The sequence below is a fragment of the Bradyrhizobium sp. WSM1743 genome, assembly GCF_000473065.1.
Classification (GTDB): domain Bacteria; phylum Pseudomonadota; class Alphaproteobacteria; order Rhizobiales; family Xanthobacteraceae; genus Bradyrhizobium.
Map to the genome: position 1 here is coordinate 24146 of NZ_KI421494.1, position 17824 is coordinate 41969.

Consider the following 17824-nt stretch of genomic DNA (forward strand, 5'->3'; position numbering starts at 1 on the left):
GAGGCTTGAGTGTCGAGCGGTCTCATCATCGATCGATAAACGCCAGCACAACTCTGTGGCAAACAATTCATACGCAAAGCGACGGTAGCAGAGCTGGAGATCCGGTCAACAGCAGGGCCAGAAGCCTCATAAATTGCAGTACACGCACATATAGCGTGGGCTGACATACCTCCCCGAGCGGCCGCGGCGTATCGGCGGAAACGGCCACAGCCAACTTTCAACAGATTGCGAATACCTATGGCGACGGCGCGAAAAAATCCTTCCAACAGACCAGGTCGTTTTTCGAGAAGCTCGCGGGCGTGCGGTCGCCTGACGAGGCTCTTGAGCTTCAGGCCGATTTCCTGAAGCAGATTCATGAAAACCTCATGCTGACTCGCACAAGATCCGTAAGCTCCACAGGGAGATGGTCAAGCAGAAGATGTTGCCGAACCAGACTACGTTTGTCCGCTAGCTTGACTCATGCGTTTGACGCATGGGCCGTACGATTTCTAGTTTGCTGTGAAAAGGACCGGCATACGGGAGGCTCGTCGCATGTATGACGTAATTGGTATCGGAGTTGGTCCGTTTAATCTCAGCCTTGCCGCTCTCATAAAACCGACTGGACTAGGGTGTCTGTTCATTGACGATAAGCCGAGTTTTGCCTGGCACGCCGGAATGGCATTTTCGAGCGCCAGGTTACGAGTGTCACATATCAAAGACTGTGTGTCGCTCGTAGACCCAACCAGTTCGTTTTCATTTCTCAACTTTTTGCTCCGAAATGGGCGGCTCCACGCATTCGTCAATCGACGGTCCGGCGGAGTCTCTCGCAAGGAGTTCTTGCAGTACTACGCCTGGGTTGCAGATCAGCTTCCGTATCTTAGATTTGGACAAAAGGCACTGGATGTGCGCCCCGAAACATCACATTTCCGCGTCACGACCAGTGAGGCGGAATATCAGGCCCGACACGTCGTACTTGGACTCGGAATCTGTCCCGACATGCCGGATTGCGTGCGTCCCTTTTTGGGCGAACGCGTCTATCACGTGGCAGACTATCTGAATAGGGCGCCACCGGCCGCAGGAGAACGAGTCTTGCTCGTCGGCGGGGGGCAAAGCGGCAGCGAGGTGATGGAACAGCTGTTCGCGGGCCCACCCCTGAAGCAGATACTTTGGGTTACGCCGCACGACAACATTGAGCCGATAGATGACTGCGCATTCACCAACGAGTATTATACGCCTGCCTATTTCCGCCACTTTCAAGCTCAGGCGCTCTCACGTCGACGCGAATGGGTGCAGGTCAAGAAGCTAAGCAGCGACGGCGTGTCGCTGGATCTCGCAAATCAGCTGTTCGACAAAATCTATGAACGTCGCTTCGTTGAGGGTGAGAACGACGGCGTCCGGTTAATCGTCAACGCTTGCCTCGAAGGTCTGCGGCAGAACGGAGCGGGCTTCGAAGTTACCCTCAAGTGCACTGAGACCGCAGCAACACGCAGGGCGCCGGTCGACCGTGTGATCTTGGCCACCGGTTTTGTCCCCAACACGCCGCCATTCTTCGACCGCATCATGCAGCTCGCCTGTATTGAGGATAGTTTGCCCAAGATCAGGGCAGACTGTTCACTTGAGAGCCGGATAGCCCTGCCAGGCAAGATCTACTTCCAGAACAGAACGCGCATCCAGCATGGTTTGCAGAACGCGAATCTGTCGCTCGTCGCCTATCGCAACGCAAGGATCGTCAACAGCATCATGGGAAAGGAGTTCTATCCGATGGACATGGATCCATCGATGTTGTCGCGTCTGGCTGAACTGGAGGAGGAATGATGAGAAAGCTGCGCGATGACATCGTGGCACGCCATTTTAGGGCCTCCAAATTCGCCCTCGAGAGTGGCGAGTCCACGCGCTTGGACTGCCATGCCGACAACGAGATGTTGTTCGTATTCTCCGGCACCGGCGCGGTCACCTATGGCGACGGGTCGCTCTTTACCACGCAGCTCAGCCCCGGAGACATGCTGCTGATGTCTCCGTTCACTGCCCATCTTATCAAAAACGATGGGGCAGAGCTCCTGGTCATGGGAAATGCTTGGTGGGAAGACAGGCAGACCGTTGACGAAAGCGTCAAAGCGCCCACCAAGGCGCCGCGTACGTGCCTCGTTCTGCCGAGCTTTACGACGCCCAACGGGCGCATGCATCTTGGGCATCTGGCAGGGCCGGTCGTCGCTGCCGACGTGTTTACCCGGGCGCAAAGGACACTTGGGCTCGACTGTTACCAGCTTTGTGGGACATTGGGTTTTCAGACGCATGTGGCGATCACCGCTGCGCGCGAAGGGCGGAGCTACCGCGAAACCTCGCGAGCCTACTCGGATGATTTCCTCGCTAATTACCGTTTGCTGGGGGTAGACTTCGATGTGTTCGCGACGCTCGACGAATTGCCGCGTTTCGAACGGGTCGCTCGCGAGTTCTTAGCCGCGCTGGACGCCGGCGGCCATCTCATCGAGAAAACCGCCCACGTTCCGTATTGTGAGCACGGGCACGGATACTTGTTCGAAGCCAACGTGCGCGGCTTCTGTCCGCACTGTGGCGAAGGGATCAGCTCGGAATGCGAGAACTGCGCGCTGTTCGTGCCCGATGAAGAGCTGATGGATCCGGTCTGCAATCACTGCAACCGGCCGGCAGCGTGGCGACCGCTGAAGCGCATGTTCGTGCCGCTGGAGCCGCATCGCGCCGTGCTCGAGCGGTACCTGATGTCGGGGGCCTACGTCGGCAAAATGCCGGATTTCGTCGCCCGGGTGTTGCAGCACAAGCTGCCAGACGTTCCGCTCGGAATCTATTCATCGGACGGACTTGCTCTCCCCTTGCGCGGGCAAGAGGACCAGAAGCTCTGTTCGGCCGTCGAGCTCGTCCCCCGCTTCTTGACGGCACAGAATATGCTTGCCTTCCGTGGGGAGCTCGGCTCGAACGAGGTCGAGCTTGCGCTCTTCTTTGGCTCCGACAACGCGTATCTGCGCTGCATCACCTTCCCAATCTTGCTCCATCTTGATGATCCCAGCAGAGTTCGCATCGTGGGATTTTTTGGCAATGAATTCTACCAGCTTGATGGCCGCAAGCTCTCCACCTCGCGGGGCCATGTCATATACGCCGATGATCTCATCCGCAAGGGAATTCCGGCCGACTGGCTGCGTCTATATGTTTGCCATACGCGTCCAGCGGTTGCCCCGACGAGCTTTAGCTTTCGTGAAGCCTTTGACTGGATCCAACGGCGCCGCAGCCTACTCGCATCAGTCATTCATCACATCAGCCGCGCGGTCGAAACGCGTCACCGCGGGACGTTGCCGGAGGCCGGCACTTGGGAACGCGTGCATCGCGCATTCTATCAGCAGCTTTGCGAGCGTCAGCAAGAGGGCCGGCGGCTATTCTCGGTCGAAGGATTCGACCCGCGGCAGATCGCGGAGCTAATCGATCGATTGCTTCACGACCTTGATGGATTCGCAACACAAGCGCTAGGCCCACGCTATCACCCGGGCATCGAGCGCGCCGCCTGCGCCCTCAGCGTTGCCGGCCTGCGGCTGTGGGCGACGCTTGCCTGGCCGGTGATGCCCGGGCTCTGCACTGCACTCCTGGCGCGCCTCGGCATCCGAGAAGCGCCATGTCTGAACCACGCCTTGCAATGGATTCCGGCCGGGCGATCCTTCGATACCAGAGGATGGACTGCATGACGGAGTTTCTTCTCTATATCAATTATCGTCGACTCATACGAGAAAGCATTCGTGCATTCGAAGCGGCGCATCGGCTCGGTTACCGCGTCGCTGTACTTGGTCACCCGCTGCCCCCGGACCTTGCCTGCTACGTCGACGAGTGGCGCCAATGCAATCCCGCGAGCCTTGGCTCGCTCGAGAGCGCCGTCGAGGAGCTCAGAAAGCATATCCAAATTGCCGGCGTAGTCTGCTTTACGGAAACTGCTGTCGAAGCCTGCGCCATCGTTGCCGCGAAATTGCGGCTGCCCGGGTTACCGCACGCATCCGTGTCGGCGGTGCGGGACAAATCGATACTGCGCGAGCGAACACAGTCGGTTTCCGGCCTCGCGCACCGCCTTTTGCAGAATGATAGCGATCTGGTAGAGTTCATCGGTCTAGCGGGGCTCCCGGTCATCGTGAAACCGGTGAACGCCTCGGGCAGCACCGGAATCTATCTTATTCGCGAGCCTGCCGACCTGGATGTCTTTCATTCCACTAGCAAAAAGATCGGCAATCCGACGTACGACCCGACTTTGCACCGGGAAACGCTCACGTTCCTGGCCGAACGTTATATCGGGGGGCAGGAGGTGAGTGTGGAAGGGTACGTTTGCAGCGGTGAAGTCACCGTTGTCGGGATCACGCACAAGCTCACCTCGGATCCATATTGCCTCGAGGTGCGGCATATTTTCCCTGCCGACCTCGGCCGTGAGATGCGGAGCATGATTGAAGAAAAGGCCAAAGAGTACGTGCTGGCGCTGCGCCTCGACCATGCGTCCTTCCACCTCGAAGGCAAATACGACGGCGCGCAGTTCACGCTCATTGAGGTCGCTGCCCGGCCGGGCGGGGATTACATCGCGTCGCATCTTGTCCCGCTTGCGTTGCACTATGACTTCTACGAAAACCTTGCTCGCATCGCAGTGGGCACGGCGCCTCTCCCCCCGCCCGCGCCGCAGCGGGTGGCCGGGATCCATTACGTCTTGGCCAAACAGGAGGGACGGCTGCTCGGCTACCGCGGCCTCGAGGCGGTTCTCGATCACCCTTGGGTCGAGCAGGCGATCGTCGAAACATCGGTCGGTACACACATTGTGCTTCCGCCGAACGATTTCCGTCTTCAACGTCTGATCGCGGTGATCAGCACCGCGCCGAGTCAAGCGCTGCTCACGAAGCACCTCGATTGGGTATCGAAGACGATCACCCCGGTCTTCGCCCGCGAGTGAAACATGCAGGCCGACGTCATAGGCGCTGGTGCGATGGGCAGGGGTATGGCGGCGCTGCTGCGCGAAGCCTTTCCGCGGTGGACGGTCCGTCTCATCGATTGCGACATGAGCGCGCTCACGGCCGCGCGCGCGGCATGGAAATGTGAGATCTTGTGCACCGACCAGCCGCAGCAGGCAGAACTCGCACCCGTCGTGATCTGTGCCGCCACGTGGCCGGTCACGCTGGGCGTGATCGAGAGCCTAGCGAGCCGCGCTGCACGTGGTTTGCTCGTGAGCATCAGTCGGCCTGCGGCCAAGGACGTGCCACGCGTGCAGCAGGCGCTGATCCAAGCTCCGAGTCTTGCGGCGGTTCTACCCTGCGGGCTGGAGCCGGGGCTGACGGAGATCCTGGCCGGCTATCTGCTGGAATCCACTCAGGAGGTGCAGTCTCTTCGTATCTGCTGCGGTGGGATCGTCGTGCCACGCCCGGCCAATCCTCTCGGCTACAAAAGGCTCTTCGGCACTTCCCACCTGCCCCTCGCCAAGTGCGACGCCTATTGCATCCGCGATGGCGCCCTCTGCGTCGTTCCGCGGTTTTCCGATGTTCAACAGCTCGCTTGGCCCGGCATTGGGGTGCTGGAGCACTGGCATGACGGGATGCAGCCGCGGCTCTCGGACCATCCGAAATTGTCGCGGCCGGGTGTCGATGTCGACCAACGCACATTGCGTTGGACCGGATATGTCGAACTGGTCGCATTGCTCGATCAACTCGGCGTCTTGGCCGAGGATGCCGTGGACGAAAATACGGGCCTCACCCCAAAGCAGCTTTTCGAGCGGGCCACCCAGCGCACCTTCGGCTTGGCGGAGAACGAACAGACAAAGACGCTTCTGGCAATCGATCTCGCCGGAAGTCGGCACGGGCGACGGTCTGTGCAGGGTTTGCGGCTCACCTTCACCGACCGCGTCGACGTGCGCTCGATGGCGCTGGCCACCTGCTTGCCCGTAGTGTTCCTGGTCAACTGGCTGACGGGGGCCGGAAAAGCCGTTGGCGGATTGCACTATCCGGAGACCATTATCACCCCGCAGGTGGCGCCGGTCATGCTCGACTGGCTCGGGCGTCGAGGTATTGAGATAACAATGGACAGATCCGATGACGATGCGGAAGAAGGAGCTGCTGGTCTTGGGGGGAGTGAGCGAAATTCAGTCCCGCCACCTCTATGACCAGGCGCGCGCGCAAGGCTTGCGGGTGGTGTTGACGGACACGCCAAAGCGTCTCCAGCAGGCCCATCATTTGCATGATCTCGCCGATGAGATCCATCCCCTCGACTTCGAAGATGTGAGCGCCTGTCTCAAGTGGGTTGGCAAATATCCACGACGCGAACTTCTTGCCGGAGTGTTCAGCTTCAAAGAAAAAGCGCAGCCGGCGATCGCTGCGCTCGTTCGCCGCTTTGGATTCAAGGGCCCCAGCGAGCGTGCGCATGAGTGTACCACCAACAAGTTTGTCTGCCGCGATACCTTGCGGGCGGCCGGATTTGCCCAGCCGGAATCCAGGCTGTGCCGATCCGGTGAGGCGATCGATCAGGCATTTGCCGAGCTCTCGCGCCGGCATCGCAAGCTCATCCTTAAGCCGATGATCGGGTACGGCAGCGAGAATGTCTTTCTGCTGGATAGCGCGACGGCTCTTGCCACTACGCTCGCGCACGTCAAACCGGCAAGCGAAAGGCCCTTCCTGCTCGAATCGTTCGTTGAGGGCCGGGAGTTCAGCGCGGAGGGTTTGTGCGTCCGTGGCTTGCCGACGGTCTTGAGCTTGACGCAAAAATTCTTGATCGGCGGTGGCAATTTCGTGGAGTGCGGTCATGTCGCGCCGGCCGACCTTGCGCCTGCTTTGCGTGAGCGCGCGATCACCGTCGTGCAGAGCGCCGTGCATGCCGTCGGTCTGATTTTCGGCATGTTTCACGCGGAGTTCTGGGCTTGCGACACCGGCGAGATCGTCATGGGGGAAATCCACTCCCGACCCGGAGGCGACTACATTACACACCTGACGCAGCACGTGACCGGCATCGCTTATTACGGCAGCGTGTTTGCCCAGATGCTGTGCGCTGACGCCGGCGTGGTGATGCTTCCCGCGGCCAACTGCGGCGCCGCCGGCATCCAATACTTCGTCCCGCCCGCCGGCAGGGTGAAGGAAATCACCGGGTATGATCGTCTGCCAGAAATGCCGGGCTATGCCGGTGCCGCGCTGTCGATCAAGGTCGGTGACACCGTGAAGCCCGTCTGCCACTCGTTCGACCGCGTCGGTCATGTGCTTGCCACCGGGGCGAGCGCCACCGAAGTTAAGGACCGGCTCAAGCGCATGATCATGGCGGTCATCATCACCGTTCAATAATGAACAGCCTGGGGTAACCATGCTCCAACTGAAGCCCGCGCAGCGTATGTTCTGGAACGTGTTCGCTCAGAATTTTCTCAACAACTACGGCTACTTTGCGCCGCTCTCCGTGCTCGGCCTCTATCTCCTCGACCGATCGCTCTCCGCGGCTCAGGTTGGTACTCTGTTGCTGCTCCTGTCCGCTTCCGGGCGAGCCTCACGCGCCTTGTTCGCTCCACTGCTGGACCGCATTTCCGCGCGTTATGCCTTGACGATAAGCTATCTCGTGATGGGGGCGGGCTATATCATCGTGGCTGAGAGCGCCGCGTTTGCCGGGGCCGCGCTCGGACTATTTCTGGTCGGCACCGCTTACGGATCCTGCAGCTTGCTGCTGCGCGTGATTACGGTCCGCCTGCGCGAGGATCAATCGTTGCGTTTGATGCTGGTGAAGCTCGCCGTAGGGACGAATATCGCTGCCACGCTCGGACCGTTGCTCTCGAGCCTGCTGTACGTGCAAATGGCGCCAAACGCCCCGTTCCTCGTCACCGGCTTGGTGATGGTGTCGAGTGGCTTGGTCTGCCATGCCGTTTTGGGGAACGGGCTGCCAGTACTGGACCGCGGCGGGAACTGGTGGAAGTCGCTGCTGCACAGCGCAACGCGGTCCGACCTTCGCTTGGTATTCGTGGCGACTGCATTCACGTGGTTCGCCCTGGCGCAGATCTTTTCATTTGCGCCAATCGTGCTAGGCCGCTTGTTGGCCGGTCCAGAAATCGTTTGGACGATTGCCGCCCTCAATGCCGCCTTGGTGGTCGGGGCATCGTTGCCGCTGATGAAGGCGCTCGAGCGCGCGCATATCGACGACGTCGAGTCGCTGATCTTGTCGGCGGTCCTGGTCCTGGCGTGTTTCGCGCTGCTATCAGCGTTCGTGAACCTCTTCACGATCTACCTCGCCGTCGCATTGTTGTCGGTCGTGGAGATTGTCGCCCTGCCGTCCTTGTCGGTGTTGCTTGTCCAGAATACACCGGGAAGGGATCACCTCGCCTTGCTAGGCATCAACGCCGTCGGTATGGGTCTCGGAGAAGCACTCGGCAACTTTGTTGGCGCTGTGCTCGGCAGCGCTGAGCTTCACAACACGTTCGCTTTCGCGGTAATTGCCGCCCTTTATGGCGTGGGCACGATGTGGCTCTACCGTTTTCGCTGCAAGATGCTAGATATTGGTGGCCGGAAGGCCACGCAGGATGGCATTAACGTCGAGCGATCCTAGAGAATGCTTTCTCACCGTCGGCTTGGTGCTGTTGAGCCCCTTGCAACTCATGCTCCCCTTGCTCTCTCAGAGCGGGCTCAAGGTCAGCGTAGAGATGGTCTAAAGCCCCAAGGATTCGATCTACGAAATGCTCCGCGTCATCGCCCCCTATCTCTCAAGTCATGGTGAAGGTCATAAAGGCCCACTCGCAGGAGTAGAACCGTTCTCAAGGTCCTCCGCACCCCAATGCTGCTTGCAGTCGCCAAGATGTAGTCGAGGGGCAGCTTGTTCTGCTCATCTAGTCTGACCACAAGGCCGATACCCGGTCGCTGCTTGGAGCTGCGTCGCAGCGTCCAGGTGTCTCAAAAATTGGTTCGGCCGGGGCTGCTCCGCGAAACTTGGGTGTGCCTTGACATCGCGGGTCTCCGCGACGGGCACCGCGAGCCTCTCTCGCGGCTATAAGCTCGTCACGGCAATCCCGGCCGCCACTCTTGATTCTCTGGAGATCTCGTCGTCTCGGCCATCTCGGTGAGTCTCGACCGTGAATGCGATCCAGAGACTCATCCTTCTCGAGACGCAGGCTATGGAAACTGGTGTGGCCTCAGTCCATGCGCGACGAATGGGTTACTCGACATGGGAACCGAGTATGGTGGCGCCCCGACGCTGAGTACGAATTTGCGATCCGATCGAAATGCGCGGCATGGCCCGCGCAGGTCACGCGCAGAGCGGGCGTCGCTTTGCTGGCAGTCGGTCTTCGAAGCGCTTTAGCTACCCACAGAAGTCGAAGGTACCTTGATGACGGCGCGGCCGACTGGCATGCTTTGGCGCATAAAAGTTCGAGCGTTTGTGGCCTGGAATGTGCGTCGCGTCCGAGATCCGTCTGTCGCCACGCGGCCGAGATCCGGTTTCCGTTGAATTCGCTCGCCGGTCTTTTCGGGACGCGAGGATCGCCACGTTCTCGTTGATGTCAGCTCTGTTTCGGATCGAGCGCACGAACGGCCTCTTCGATGGATGGATCTGACCGAAGGCCGGCTAAGAAGCCTCGATCGCCTATGGCGCAACAGCGGCATCACAACTTTCATCCCCTGCCGGCTGCGCCGTCATTCCTCGCGAAACGAGAAAGTTCCTCCTTTGCTGCCGAGCCCCTGCGGGGTGCGCCGTCGACCGCCTCCGGCCTGTCGATCACCATCGAGCCGAAAGGTGCGGGCTCGGAAAACTTCAGATCAAGGAGAACTTCGATGGCGACCGTCGGCACCTTCAAGACGACCGGCAACAACGAGTTCAACGGCGAAATCGTCACCCTCTCGCTGCAGCCGAGGAACGTCCGCATCGTCCCCGAGACGAGCCGCTCGGGCGACAACGCCCCCAGCCACCGGATCTATGTCGGCCGTGTGGAGATCGGGGCCGCCTGGACCAAGCGCTCCAACGAGGGCCGCGATTATCTAGGTCTCAAGCTCGACGACCCGAGCTTCACTGCTCCGATTTTCGCCAACCTCTTCGCCGAGCCGTCGCAACGGCGACTGACCCGACCCAAATGCCTCGCCCGGTTGGCCCCGGCGGGGCATCACCTTGCGCAGGAGCCGGCCGCGATCTTGCGGCAGCGTCGCACCACGACCATGCGAGCTTCCAGGGTGGACGCACTGATTCCCTCAAGGAGCTTCAGTCGCAAGCAACCGAGGGCGTGTCGTCGTGCTTGAGGTGTCGCTTTCGGACATTGTAACTCACCAGCCAGATCACGCCGATTGCGATCGGCACGAAGGCTGCGGTCAGGAACGAGGGCTCTACTCGCAATCCGACATCATGCGCGCCCTTGGCAAGATAGCTAAACAAGCTGACCACATAATATCCTATCGCCCCGACCGACAATCCTTCGACCGTGCACTGCAGCCGAAGTTGCTGTCTCGCGCGCTCGTTGATAGCCTGCAACAGGTCACGATGCTGTCGTTCGATTTCGACGTCGACACGGGTTCGCAACAGATCGGCGGCACGCGCGAGCTTGACCGACAGAGCCGCCTGACGATCCTCTACGGTCGCGCAGGTTCGCATTGCGGGCGCCATGCGGCGCGCCAGAAACGACGACCAGGTTGGATAACCCGAGACATCGTTGCCTTCAATGATGGACAGTCGCGATTGGACCAGCTCGTTGTAGGCCCTGCTGGCGCCGAAGCGAAACAGGCTGCCGGTCGCGCCTTTTTCGAAGGAGGCCGCCAGCGCCGTCAGCTCGGCAAGCAGATGGTTGTTGAACTGCAGCCCCTCACCGCTTTGCATTTTTTCGAGCGCCTCAACAAGACGGCGGTCGATGCGATCAACGGAAGGTGCAAGCTCAAGGGCCGCCGACAGGCCAAGCAGCGCCAGTGGACGGTAGGTCTCGATCTCCAGGAGGCGTTGCACCAGCGCTCCGAGATCGTGCGACGTCAATCCGAGGTCGCAGACGAGGATTTTCGTAAAGCCTTTTTCGTCTACGCGGAAGTCTGAGGCGGCAACGCCTGCGCCGCTCTTTGTGGCAACCATAGCCAGGCTGTTCTTGTCAAAAACCTGTTCGGCGCGCCTGGTCGGCGAGGAGTCCTGCTCCACTTCTAGCCTGATCGCGACTAGCAACTGTCCGGTCTGACGCAACGCGCGGATCAGCGATAGGACGGTACCATCAACTTTGTCAAATCGGTCTGCGGGAGAACCATTTGTGTTACTCCAGATCCAGGTGAATGTTGTGAATTCCGAATGCTGCTCCCAGCGTAGCGTAGCGGGCCCGATGACAATCTGATGAAGTTTCGCCGATTGCTCAGGCGGCGGAAGATTGCGCTCGATGCAAAAATCGATAAAACGGCAGCGATCGCTTGTGGCCGCCTCACCCTGCGCAAGAAAAGCCAAGTGGATCACGCTGAATGGCGAAACAAGGCGCGTGAAAGGGCGCGCGTGCACTTCGCCGAGCACGGCCTCGCGTTGCGGATGTGGCGTGAAGGTTCGCAGATCCAATTCATCGACCATGTATTGACGCCTCTCTTCAGGGTGAGCAAGCAACCGTCAGCCGCGCGAGGCCGTGGCAAGCAGGAGCGTCTTCCGTCCCCCAGCGTGGTCCAGACGGACGACCTCCGGTGCGGCAACCACATTGTCGATTGACAGATCGAGGCCCAAACACGACTCCCATCTTGCTGCCGCCGCCCTGACGCGGAGAGGCTGTGCAGGATTTGGGCCAGCACTGTAGAAGGGGCACGCTCGCGTCCTTTGGCGCAATGTGGCTTTCGAAGACAGTTGGAGGCGAGTTTCAGACATGAAGCGCGCTTGTATTCTGACAGGATGCGTACGTGGCGCAGGCCACAGGAAATCGCCTACTTCGCGCGGTGATCGCTCGCCAGGCGGCTACATTATCTGAGACGCCATGCTGTGGACGGATTTGTTCATTCAGAGGCCGGCGACTGACCGCGCCCGGACCAGCCTGGCAAGGCTTGGCCGATGGGCTGATAACGTCACGTCGCGTGAGGTTGACGTGATCACGCAGCCGGAGCGCACGCCGTCATCGTCTTTTGAGGGACATTCAGGGCAGTGCAAGCGCCGCGGCTCGACCGCAGTGAGGCAGGGCGAATGTCGTGGGCGATCGACCGAATAGCGGCGGATCACAAGTACGGCCGACTCGACTTGGTATTGCTCGAGTGCGGTCGCGGAGGTTTTGATCCGTCTGTCGCCACGCGGCCGAGATCCGGTTTCCGTTGAATTCGCTCGGGTCGCGCCGCCGGCGCGTCTTGTGAGCGGCCGTCAACTTGCCGGTGGCGACCTCAAAAGCGGCAAACAATGTCGAGGTGCCGTTCTGCTAGTCGCGGCTATGGCCGGTCAGCGGGTCAGCCCGGCCGTTGGAGAACTTCAGATAGCCCTGCGCACGCTCCAGTGCCGGGATCGAGAGCTATCGAGACAGATGACAGGCGGCGCCATGTACAGCCCAACCACGTCAGCGGCCTTTGCAGCGAATTCCGGATCGTTGCTCTCGCACCGCGACTTTCGTCCGACAAGATCGATCTTCTGGGCGCACAGGAAGCGCCAGACATGCTGCACATCAACATCGCCGAGCGCCGCGGCCAGCAGTGGTCCACACCAGCGGGCATAGCCTGTTGGCGGCGATTGATCCAACAGCCTCAGAATGCGCTCATCGGGCGCTGCGGTGTACTTTGGCTCGGCGCCCCGATCGCCGGTCTCGTCGAGGCCGCCTAGCCGCCGCTAGGCGTAGCGCACTTGCCAATTCGGAGGCCGTGCCGGTCGTGCAGCCGACCGCACGGCCAATCGCGCGCGCTGCCACACCGTCCGCTGCCATCACCACGATCCGCGCCCGCTGGCGCATCCGGTGTTCCGCCTTCGTCGAGCGCGCCGAGCCTTCGGGCTCGGCGCGTTCCTCCTTCGTCAGGCTAAGGGATGCTGCTCATGCACCCTTGAAGCAAGACTCAACTTTCAGGAAAAGTGGGTACTAGGCTAGGCCAATGCTACGGCTATCCTTCGTGTGCCCGGTCCCGATGTCCAATTGTTCACCGCATGGGCCCAAGTTAGGTTGTTCAGAATAACAAGGTCCCCTGGTTTTAACTTGAGAATAATCTCGTCACAAAAAAGTTTCTCGTAATCAGCGCCTGAACACCAGCTCCGTCCTGCATTAACGGGGTCCAGTTGGTGCAACTCAAAACCGTCCGGTGGGGACTTGAGAAGTTCGCGCTCCTGCAACATCCGAACAAAAAAGTGAAGACAGCTTTGGTCAGCACTACCAATGTTATCCCAAAGGACATTCACATCGCGCCCTAGGAGAACGGAAAAGCTTCTTTTCGGCCTTGCCATAACAATCGCCAGCAAAAGGCCCGGGATCTCCGATTTCACCTCGGCAACTATTTGGTCATCTGGTACCAAATAGTCATCCGGCGAGCTCAGACGATAAAGTGCTTTTGCACGAGTGATCATGCCCCGAGACAATGGTTTTGATCCGGGTAGTATTTTTGTCGTTTTTTCCCGTAAAAGTCCCCATGCTTCACTTGTGTCGTCGATGTTCAATAAGATTGTTTCTCCTCCGTCTTTACTATTCTCGAAACAATAAAAGCACGACAACTGCATATTAGATATCCTATCTCCTTCGGAATGCGGGGTGACAAACTGATAATCATCCCGGGAATTAACGCTCATGAAGTATTTGTTGATCCGTCGTCGGTGACCAAGAAAATCGGAAAAGCCGGCCTCCAGCTCTAGCTTTTTTTGCAATCCTAGTTCACCGGCAATTTGATATACGAGGCCGTCCGCCTCGCTCGGTGAGACGTTACGAATCAAAATGACACAGTCTCGACTGAGTGCCTCGATCACGGAAGTCACATCCAAGCCGCTGCACCCAAGAGTCAACAGCATGCGCCGATGTGAGAGATCAGGAGTCAATTGTGGTTGCGACATTCGCCGCGGACCCGTTCTTCGTCGCTTTCGTCGCCTCACGAGCAAGGGCCGTGCCAGCGGACGTCGGCGGGCATTAAGCGAAAACGCTACTTAGTGCCGAGCACCGGCCAGTCTGCGAAAACGCGATCCGTGGCGAACTTTGCAACATCGAGCGGAATCCCTGTCGCACGACACACTCTCTCACTCGACGAGCAGACCACCTGGAGAAAGCAGCGGCGAGCATTCTGGAGGCGAACCCATAGTCAATCAGCATTGCATGGCCGCTTCCGAAACCGAACCCACTCCAGTGAAATGCCTCGCCATCAAGCAGAACGTCATTCGAAGGCGATTTCGGGCAATCGATCTTTTGAGTGGTCGTCGCTGTTGACGGCGCGTGCTGTTGTGTTGAGCTCTGTTCGGTTCAAAGACGTTAATGTCCCAAGCGCGACGGCATGACGGCAAAATTCTGCCAACCCGGCGAGAAGGGAATTGTTTTCTTCAGAATGAGCTCGCAGAAGGTCATTGGCGCGTCCGTTACTTAACGTAAGTGCCAAGGAGAATCTGCTGTACGTGCGGTGATGACGGCGGCTGTTGCAGAGCTTTCGATGACCTTTGCGGACGCCCATGCGCTCATCGTCGCCATTGACGTCTGTATTGTTGTGCTGAGCTGTGTCTGGTTCAGGACGTCGATGTCCCAAGTCCGACGGCAGCATTCCGAGCGAGGCGCGCGTTGTTTCTTCAGGAAACGCTCGCAGAACGTCATTGGCACGTCGATTGCTTGAAATGCGGAGTGATCCGTTACGACGTTGGCCAATCGCTGATTGTCGCAGATTCTCCGAGCTCCTGTGCGGACTATCTCAGCTTGGGTTCTTAAGCGCTGGACTATGGAAGTGGATTGCCGCACTCGTGGCACACGCGGGGGCTTTGTCGTGGATGCGGAGCACGAAAATCACGAGGTGAGAATCTTGCCCTCGTCGAATTCCGAATTGGGCGATTGGGATGTGCAACAACCTGCGGCCTCACCGGTTGGCTCTTGCATCTTTGTTGGTGGTGGTACGCTAGCTATTAGATGTGCTCAGCTAGTGATGGAGATGGGCCACGTGATCCGGGCGGCGCTGTGTGCCGACGCCATATTCCGCGATTGGGCCGCTCTCGCCGATATCTTGTGTGTGACGAGCATTGAAGAGCTATCTGCGCTGCTCAACGCCGAGCCAGTCGAGTGGATATTTTCCGTTGCCAATCCGTTCATATTGCCAGCAGATGTGTTTGGGCAAGCGCGTAGAGGCGCTTTCAATTACCACGACGGTCCGTTGCCGCGATATGCTGGAACTCATGCGACGTCTTCGGCGCCTCTTGCCCGAGAGACCGAACATGGCATCACGTGGCATCGTATCGATCATGGTGTTGATACTGGTGAGCTGGTCGTCCAACGCCAAGTGTTGATTGCGGCGAGCGATACGGCGCTGACGCTGAACCTCAAATGTTATGAGGCTGCTATCGATGGCTTCCGCGAGCTTCTAACTGGCTTAACAAATGGAGAGCTTAGTGCTCGTCCGCAAGCGCTAGCGGACCGATGCTTTTTCCCGAAAGGTCGACGCCCGGATGCTGCGGGCTGTCTGCGATGGGATCGATCCGCACAAGATCTGGAAGCGATGACGCGCGCCTTAGACTTTGGCCCGTATCATGCCAATCCATTGGGGTTGTCCAAGGCTCTCGTTGGCGATGACGTTGTCGCCGTCAGGCGCTTGGAGGTGACGGCTCGCCGCTCGGGCTTTGCTGCGGGGGCTCTAGTTGAGATCCACCCCAGCCACTGGCGTGTGGCGACAGGGACAGAGGATGTTGATGTTTGGCTTAGCAGCTTGGATGGTAAGGCTCTGGACGCGCAGGCACTCGCGAGGCGTTCTGATTCCCATGTAGGCGACCGCCTCCCGATTCTGAGCGATGACGAGGTGCGGAGCATAACGGTTGCGCATGAAATATTGGCGCCTCGTGAGAGTTTTTGGCGACGGCGGCTTGAGCAGTTCAAAACATCCCAGCTTTCTTTTTTGTCGTCTTCAGTAGCTTTGGCTGCACCTCAATGGCAGTCGAGTTCGTGGCGAATTCCAGTTGCTTTGGCTGAGCTGTCTCCCAGTGATCGCACGGAATTCTTGCTAACGGCTTGGCTGATCTACCTAGCCCGCATCACGGGAGAATTAGAGCTTCAATTGGGATGGACTCCCGCACCCAGTGGATCGCGAGCGGGTCTGAAAGCGCTCGAGGTGCTTGTCGCTTCTGTTGTGCCGATGGCAATTACCATCGATCTCGACAATGATTTTGCAGAGGCACGCACGGCGGTCGCGGCCGAATTCGCTCAGCTGAAGGAGCAGGATAGCTTCGCGCGGGATCTTATCGCGCGCTGCCCCACGTTGCTCGGTATGGAGGCGTTACGATTGCGCCGGCCCTGGCCGGTTGGCGTGATGGTTACTGTAAGTGGGGAGTCTGCCACTGGTGACCTAGCTTCGAGCCCGACTTCTGAGGCAGCCCTGCCTGGTGAGGCGTTAACATTTGAGGTTTGCGCTCTAGATGGGAGCTTTCGATGGCACTTTGATGCAAGTCGCTTGGAGCCCAAGCAGATCGACCGTATGACCCAGCATGTGCAAAATTTGTTGGGTGCTGTGAAGGTTGATCCGCGGCAGCCGGTGGGGCGGATTGAGCTTCTGTCGTCCGCCGAGCGGGCGTATCTGCTGGAGGAGCTGAACCGGACGGCATCGGCCTATCCGTCGGACGTGTGCATCCACCAGCTGTTCGAGGCACAGGTTCGCCGTGCGCCGGACGCGGTGGCGGTGGTCCATGAGGAGGAGCGGCTAAGCTATCGCGAGCTCAATGCGCGGGCCAACCGCCTGGCGCATCATCTGATCGGGCTCGGGGTCAGGCCGGACCAGCCGGTGGCGATCTGCGTTGCGCGCAGCGTGGCGATGGTGGTCGGGCTGCTGGCGATCCTCAAGGCGGGCGGGGCGTACCTGTCGCTGGACCCGGCCTATCCGTCGGCGCGGCTGCACCAGGTTCTCGACGATGCGGCGCCGCGAGTGCTGCTGGCCGATGCGGCCGGCCGATCCGCGCTGGGCGACGATGCGCTANTCGATCTGACGGTGGTGGATCTGGCGGCGACGCCGGAATGGGNAAATCTGCCGGCGTCGGATCCGGACCCACGCGCGCTTGGGCTGACCTCGCGCCATCTCGCCTATGTGATCTACACCTCGGGATCAACAGGCACCCCCAAGGGGGTCATGGTCGAGCATCGCGGAGTGGTGCGTCTGGTGGCGGGGAACGATTTCGTCGAGATCTCGCCGCAGGACGTTTTTCTCAACGCTTCCTCGCCGACATTCGATGCGACCACGTTCGAAGTCTGGGGAGCCTTGGCGAACGGCGCCAGTGTTGTGCTCTATCCTGAACGCTATCTCTCGACGGCAACGCTGGCCCGGATCATCCAAGACCAAGGCATCACCATCGCTTGGATGACTGCGCGGTTGTTCGACGTCTATGTCGGGGAGGGGCGGAGCACCAGTGGGCTGCAGCAACTGCTGGTCGGGGGCGAAGAGGTCTCAATCACTTCCATCAGAGCATGTCAGAAGCGACATCCGACGCTGCGGATCTCAAATGGCTACGGCCCGACCGAGAACACCACCTTCAGTCTCTGCTACCCGGTGCCTGCTGGCTTCGATGGCCAGCAACGGGTGCCACTGGGACGACCAATCCGGAATTCGGTGGTCTATCTGCTTGACGGTCATGGTGCGCCCGTTCCGTTTGGCGCGGTGGGAGAGCTCTACGTCGGCGGGGCGGGGGTGGCGCGGGGCTATCTGAACCGGCCCGAGCTGACCGCGGAGCGGTTCATCGCCAGTCCCTTTGTGGAAGGCGACCGGCTGTACAAGACCGGCGATCTGGCGCGCTATCT

The 17824-nt window shown here is 59.6% G+C and carries 11 protein-coding genes and 2 pseudogenes; 10 read left to right on the forward strand and 3 right to left on the reverse strand.

All coding sequences use genetic code 11. The features are described 5' to 3' along the window. Positions 1-203 precede the first annotated feature (203 nt). The 8 genes and pseudogenes from YU9_RS51380 to YU9_RS44185 form a co-directional block, all read left to right on the forward strand. Positions 204-539, forward strand: a pseudogene (locus YU9_RS51380) (phasin family protein); the annotation flags it as partial. Continuing rightward, entirely contained in the window at positions 532-1794 is a 1263-nt protein-coding gene (locus YU9_RS45200) for a lysine N(6)-hydroxylase/L-ornithine N(5)-oxygenase family protein (RefSeq protein WP_063623803.1), read from the forward strand. The pseudogene YU9_RS51380 and the gene YU9_RS45200, both read left to right, overlap by 8 nt. Continuing rightward, positions 1791-3686, forward strand: coding sequence for a class I tRNA ligase family protein (locus YU9_RS0139500; RefSeq protein WP_027577606.1), 1896 nt, complete (start codon positions 1791-1793; stop codon positions 3684-3686). The genes YU9_RS45200 and YU9_RS0139500 overlap by 4 nt, the downstream gene beginning before the upstream one ends. Next, the gene (locus YU9_RS0139505; protein WP_198028383.1) at positions 3683-4921 is read left to right on the forward strand and encodes an ATP-grasp domain-containing protein; all 1239 of its coding nucleotides are present in this window, start codon (positions 3683-3685) and stop codon (positions 4919-4921) included. Before YU9_RS0139500 ends, YU9_RS0139505 begins: the two co-directional genes overlap by 4 nt. Before the next feature lie 3 nt (positions 4922-4924). Further along, the gene (locus YU9_RS0139510; RefSeq protein WP_027577608.1) at positions 4925-6121 is read left to right on the forward strand and encodes a saccharopine dehydrogenase C-terminal domain-containing protein; all 1197 of its coding nucleotides are present in this window, start codon (positions 4925-4927) and stop codon (positions 6119-6121) included. Next, the gene (locus tag YU9_RS0139515; RefSeq protein ID WP_084299236.1) at positions 6051-7286 is read left to right on the forward strand and encodes an ATP-grasp domain-containing protein; all 1236 of its coding nucleotides are present in this window, start codon (positions 6051-6053) and stop codon (positions 7284-7286) included. The genes YU9_RS0139510 and YU9_RS0139515 overlap by 71 nt, the downstream gene beginning before the upstream one ends. 19 nt (positions 7287-7305) lie before the next feature. Then, the gene (locus YU9_RS0139520; RefSeq protein WP_027577610.1) at positions 7306-8529 is read left to right on the forward strand and encodes an MFS transporter; all 1224 of its coding nucleotides are present in this window, start codon (positions 7306-7308) and stop codon (positions 8527-8529) included. Between the two features lie 1217 nt (positions 8530-9746). After that, positions 9747-10013: pseudogene (locus YU9_RS44185) on the forward strand (DUF736 domain-containing protein); the annotation flags it as partial. Between the two features lie 154 nt (positions 10014-10167). Here YU9_RS44185 and YU9_RS0139535 read toward each other — a convergent pair. Next, positions 10168-11493, reverse strand: coding sequence for a DUF3422 family protein (locus YU9_RS0139535; RefSeq protein WP_027577611.1), 1326 nt, complete (start codon positions 11491-11493; stop codon positions 10168-10170). 1050 nt (positions 11494-12543) lie between these two features. On the opposite strand from YU9_RS0139535, the gene YU9_RS51385 reads away from it, so the two are divergent. After that, positions 12544-12708 carry a hypothetical protein gene (locus YU9_RS51385; RefSeq protein ID WP_156952411.1) on the forward strand — a complete coding sequence of 55 codons (165 nt, stop codon included), beginning with the start codon at positions 12544-12546 and terminating at the stop codon, positions 12706-12708. 255 nt (positions 12709-12963) lie between these two features. Here the strand turns inward: YU9_RS51385 and YU9_RS0139550 are convergent, their stop codons facing one another. Further along, the gene (locus YU9_RS0139550) at positions 12964-13830 is read right to left on the reverse strand and encodes a hypothetical protein (RefSeq protein ID WP_156952412.1); all 867 of its coding nucleotides are present in this window, start codon (positions 13828-13830) and stop codon (positions 12964-12966) included. 398 nt (positions 13831-14228) lie between these two features. Then, positions 14229-14519: a hypothetical protein gene (locus tag YU9_RS48705; RefSeq protein ID WP_156952413.1), complete on the reverse strand. Its 291-nt coding sequence runs from the start codon at positions 14517-14519 to the stop codon at positions 14229-14231. 465 nt (positions 14520-14984) lie between these two features. Between YU9_RS48705 and YU9_RS47065 the strand changes: the two genes are divergently transcribed. Continuing rightward, positions 14985-17824: amino acid adenylation domain-containing protein (locus YU9_RS47065; protein WP_198028384.1), on the forward strand; the 2840-nt coding region annotated here is incomplete at its 3' end.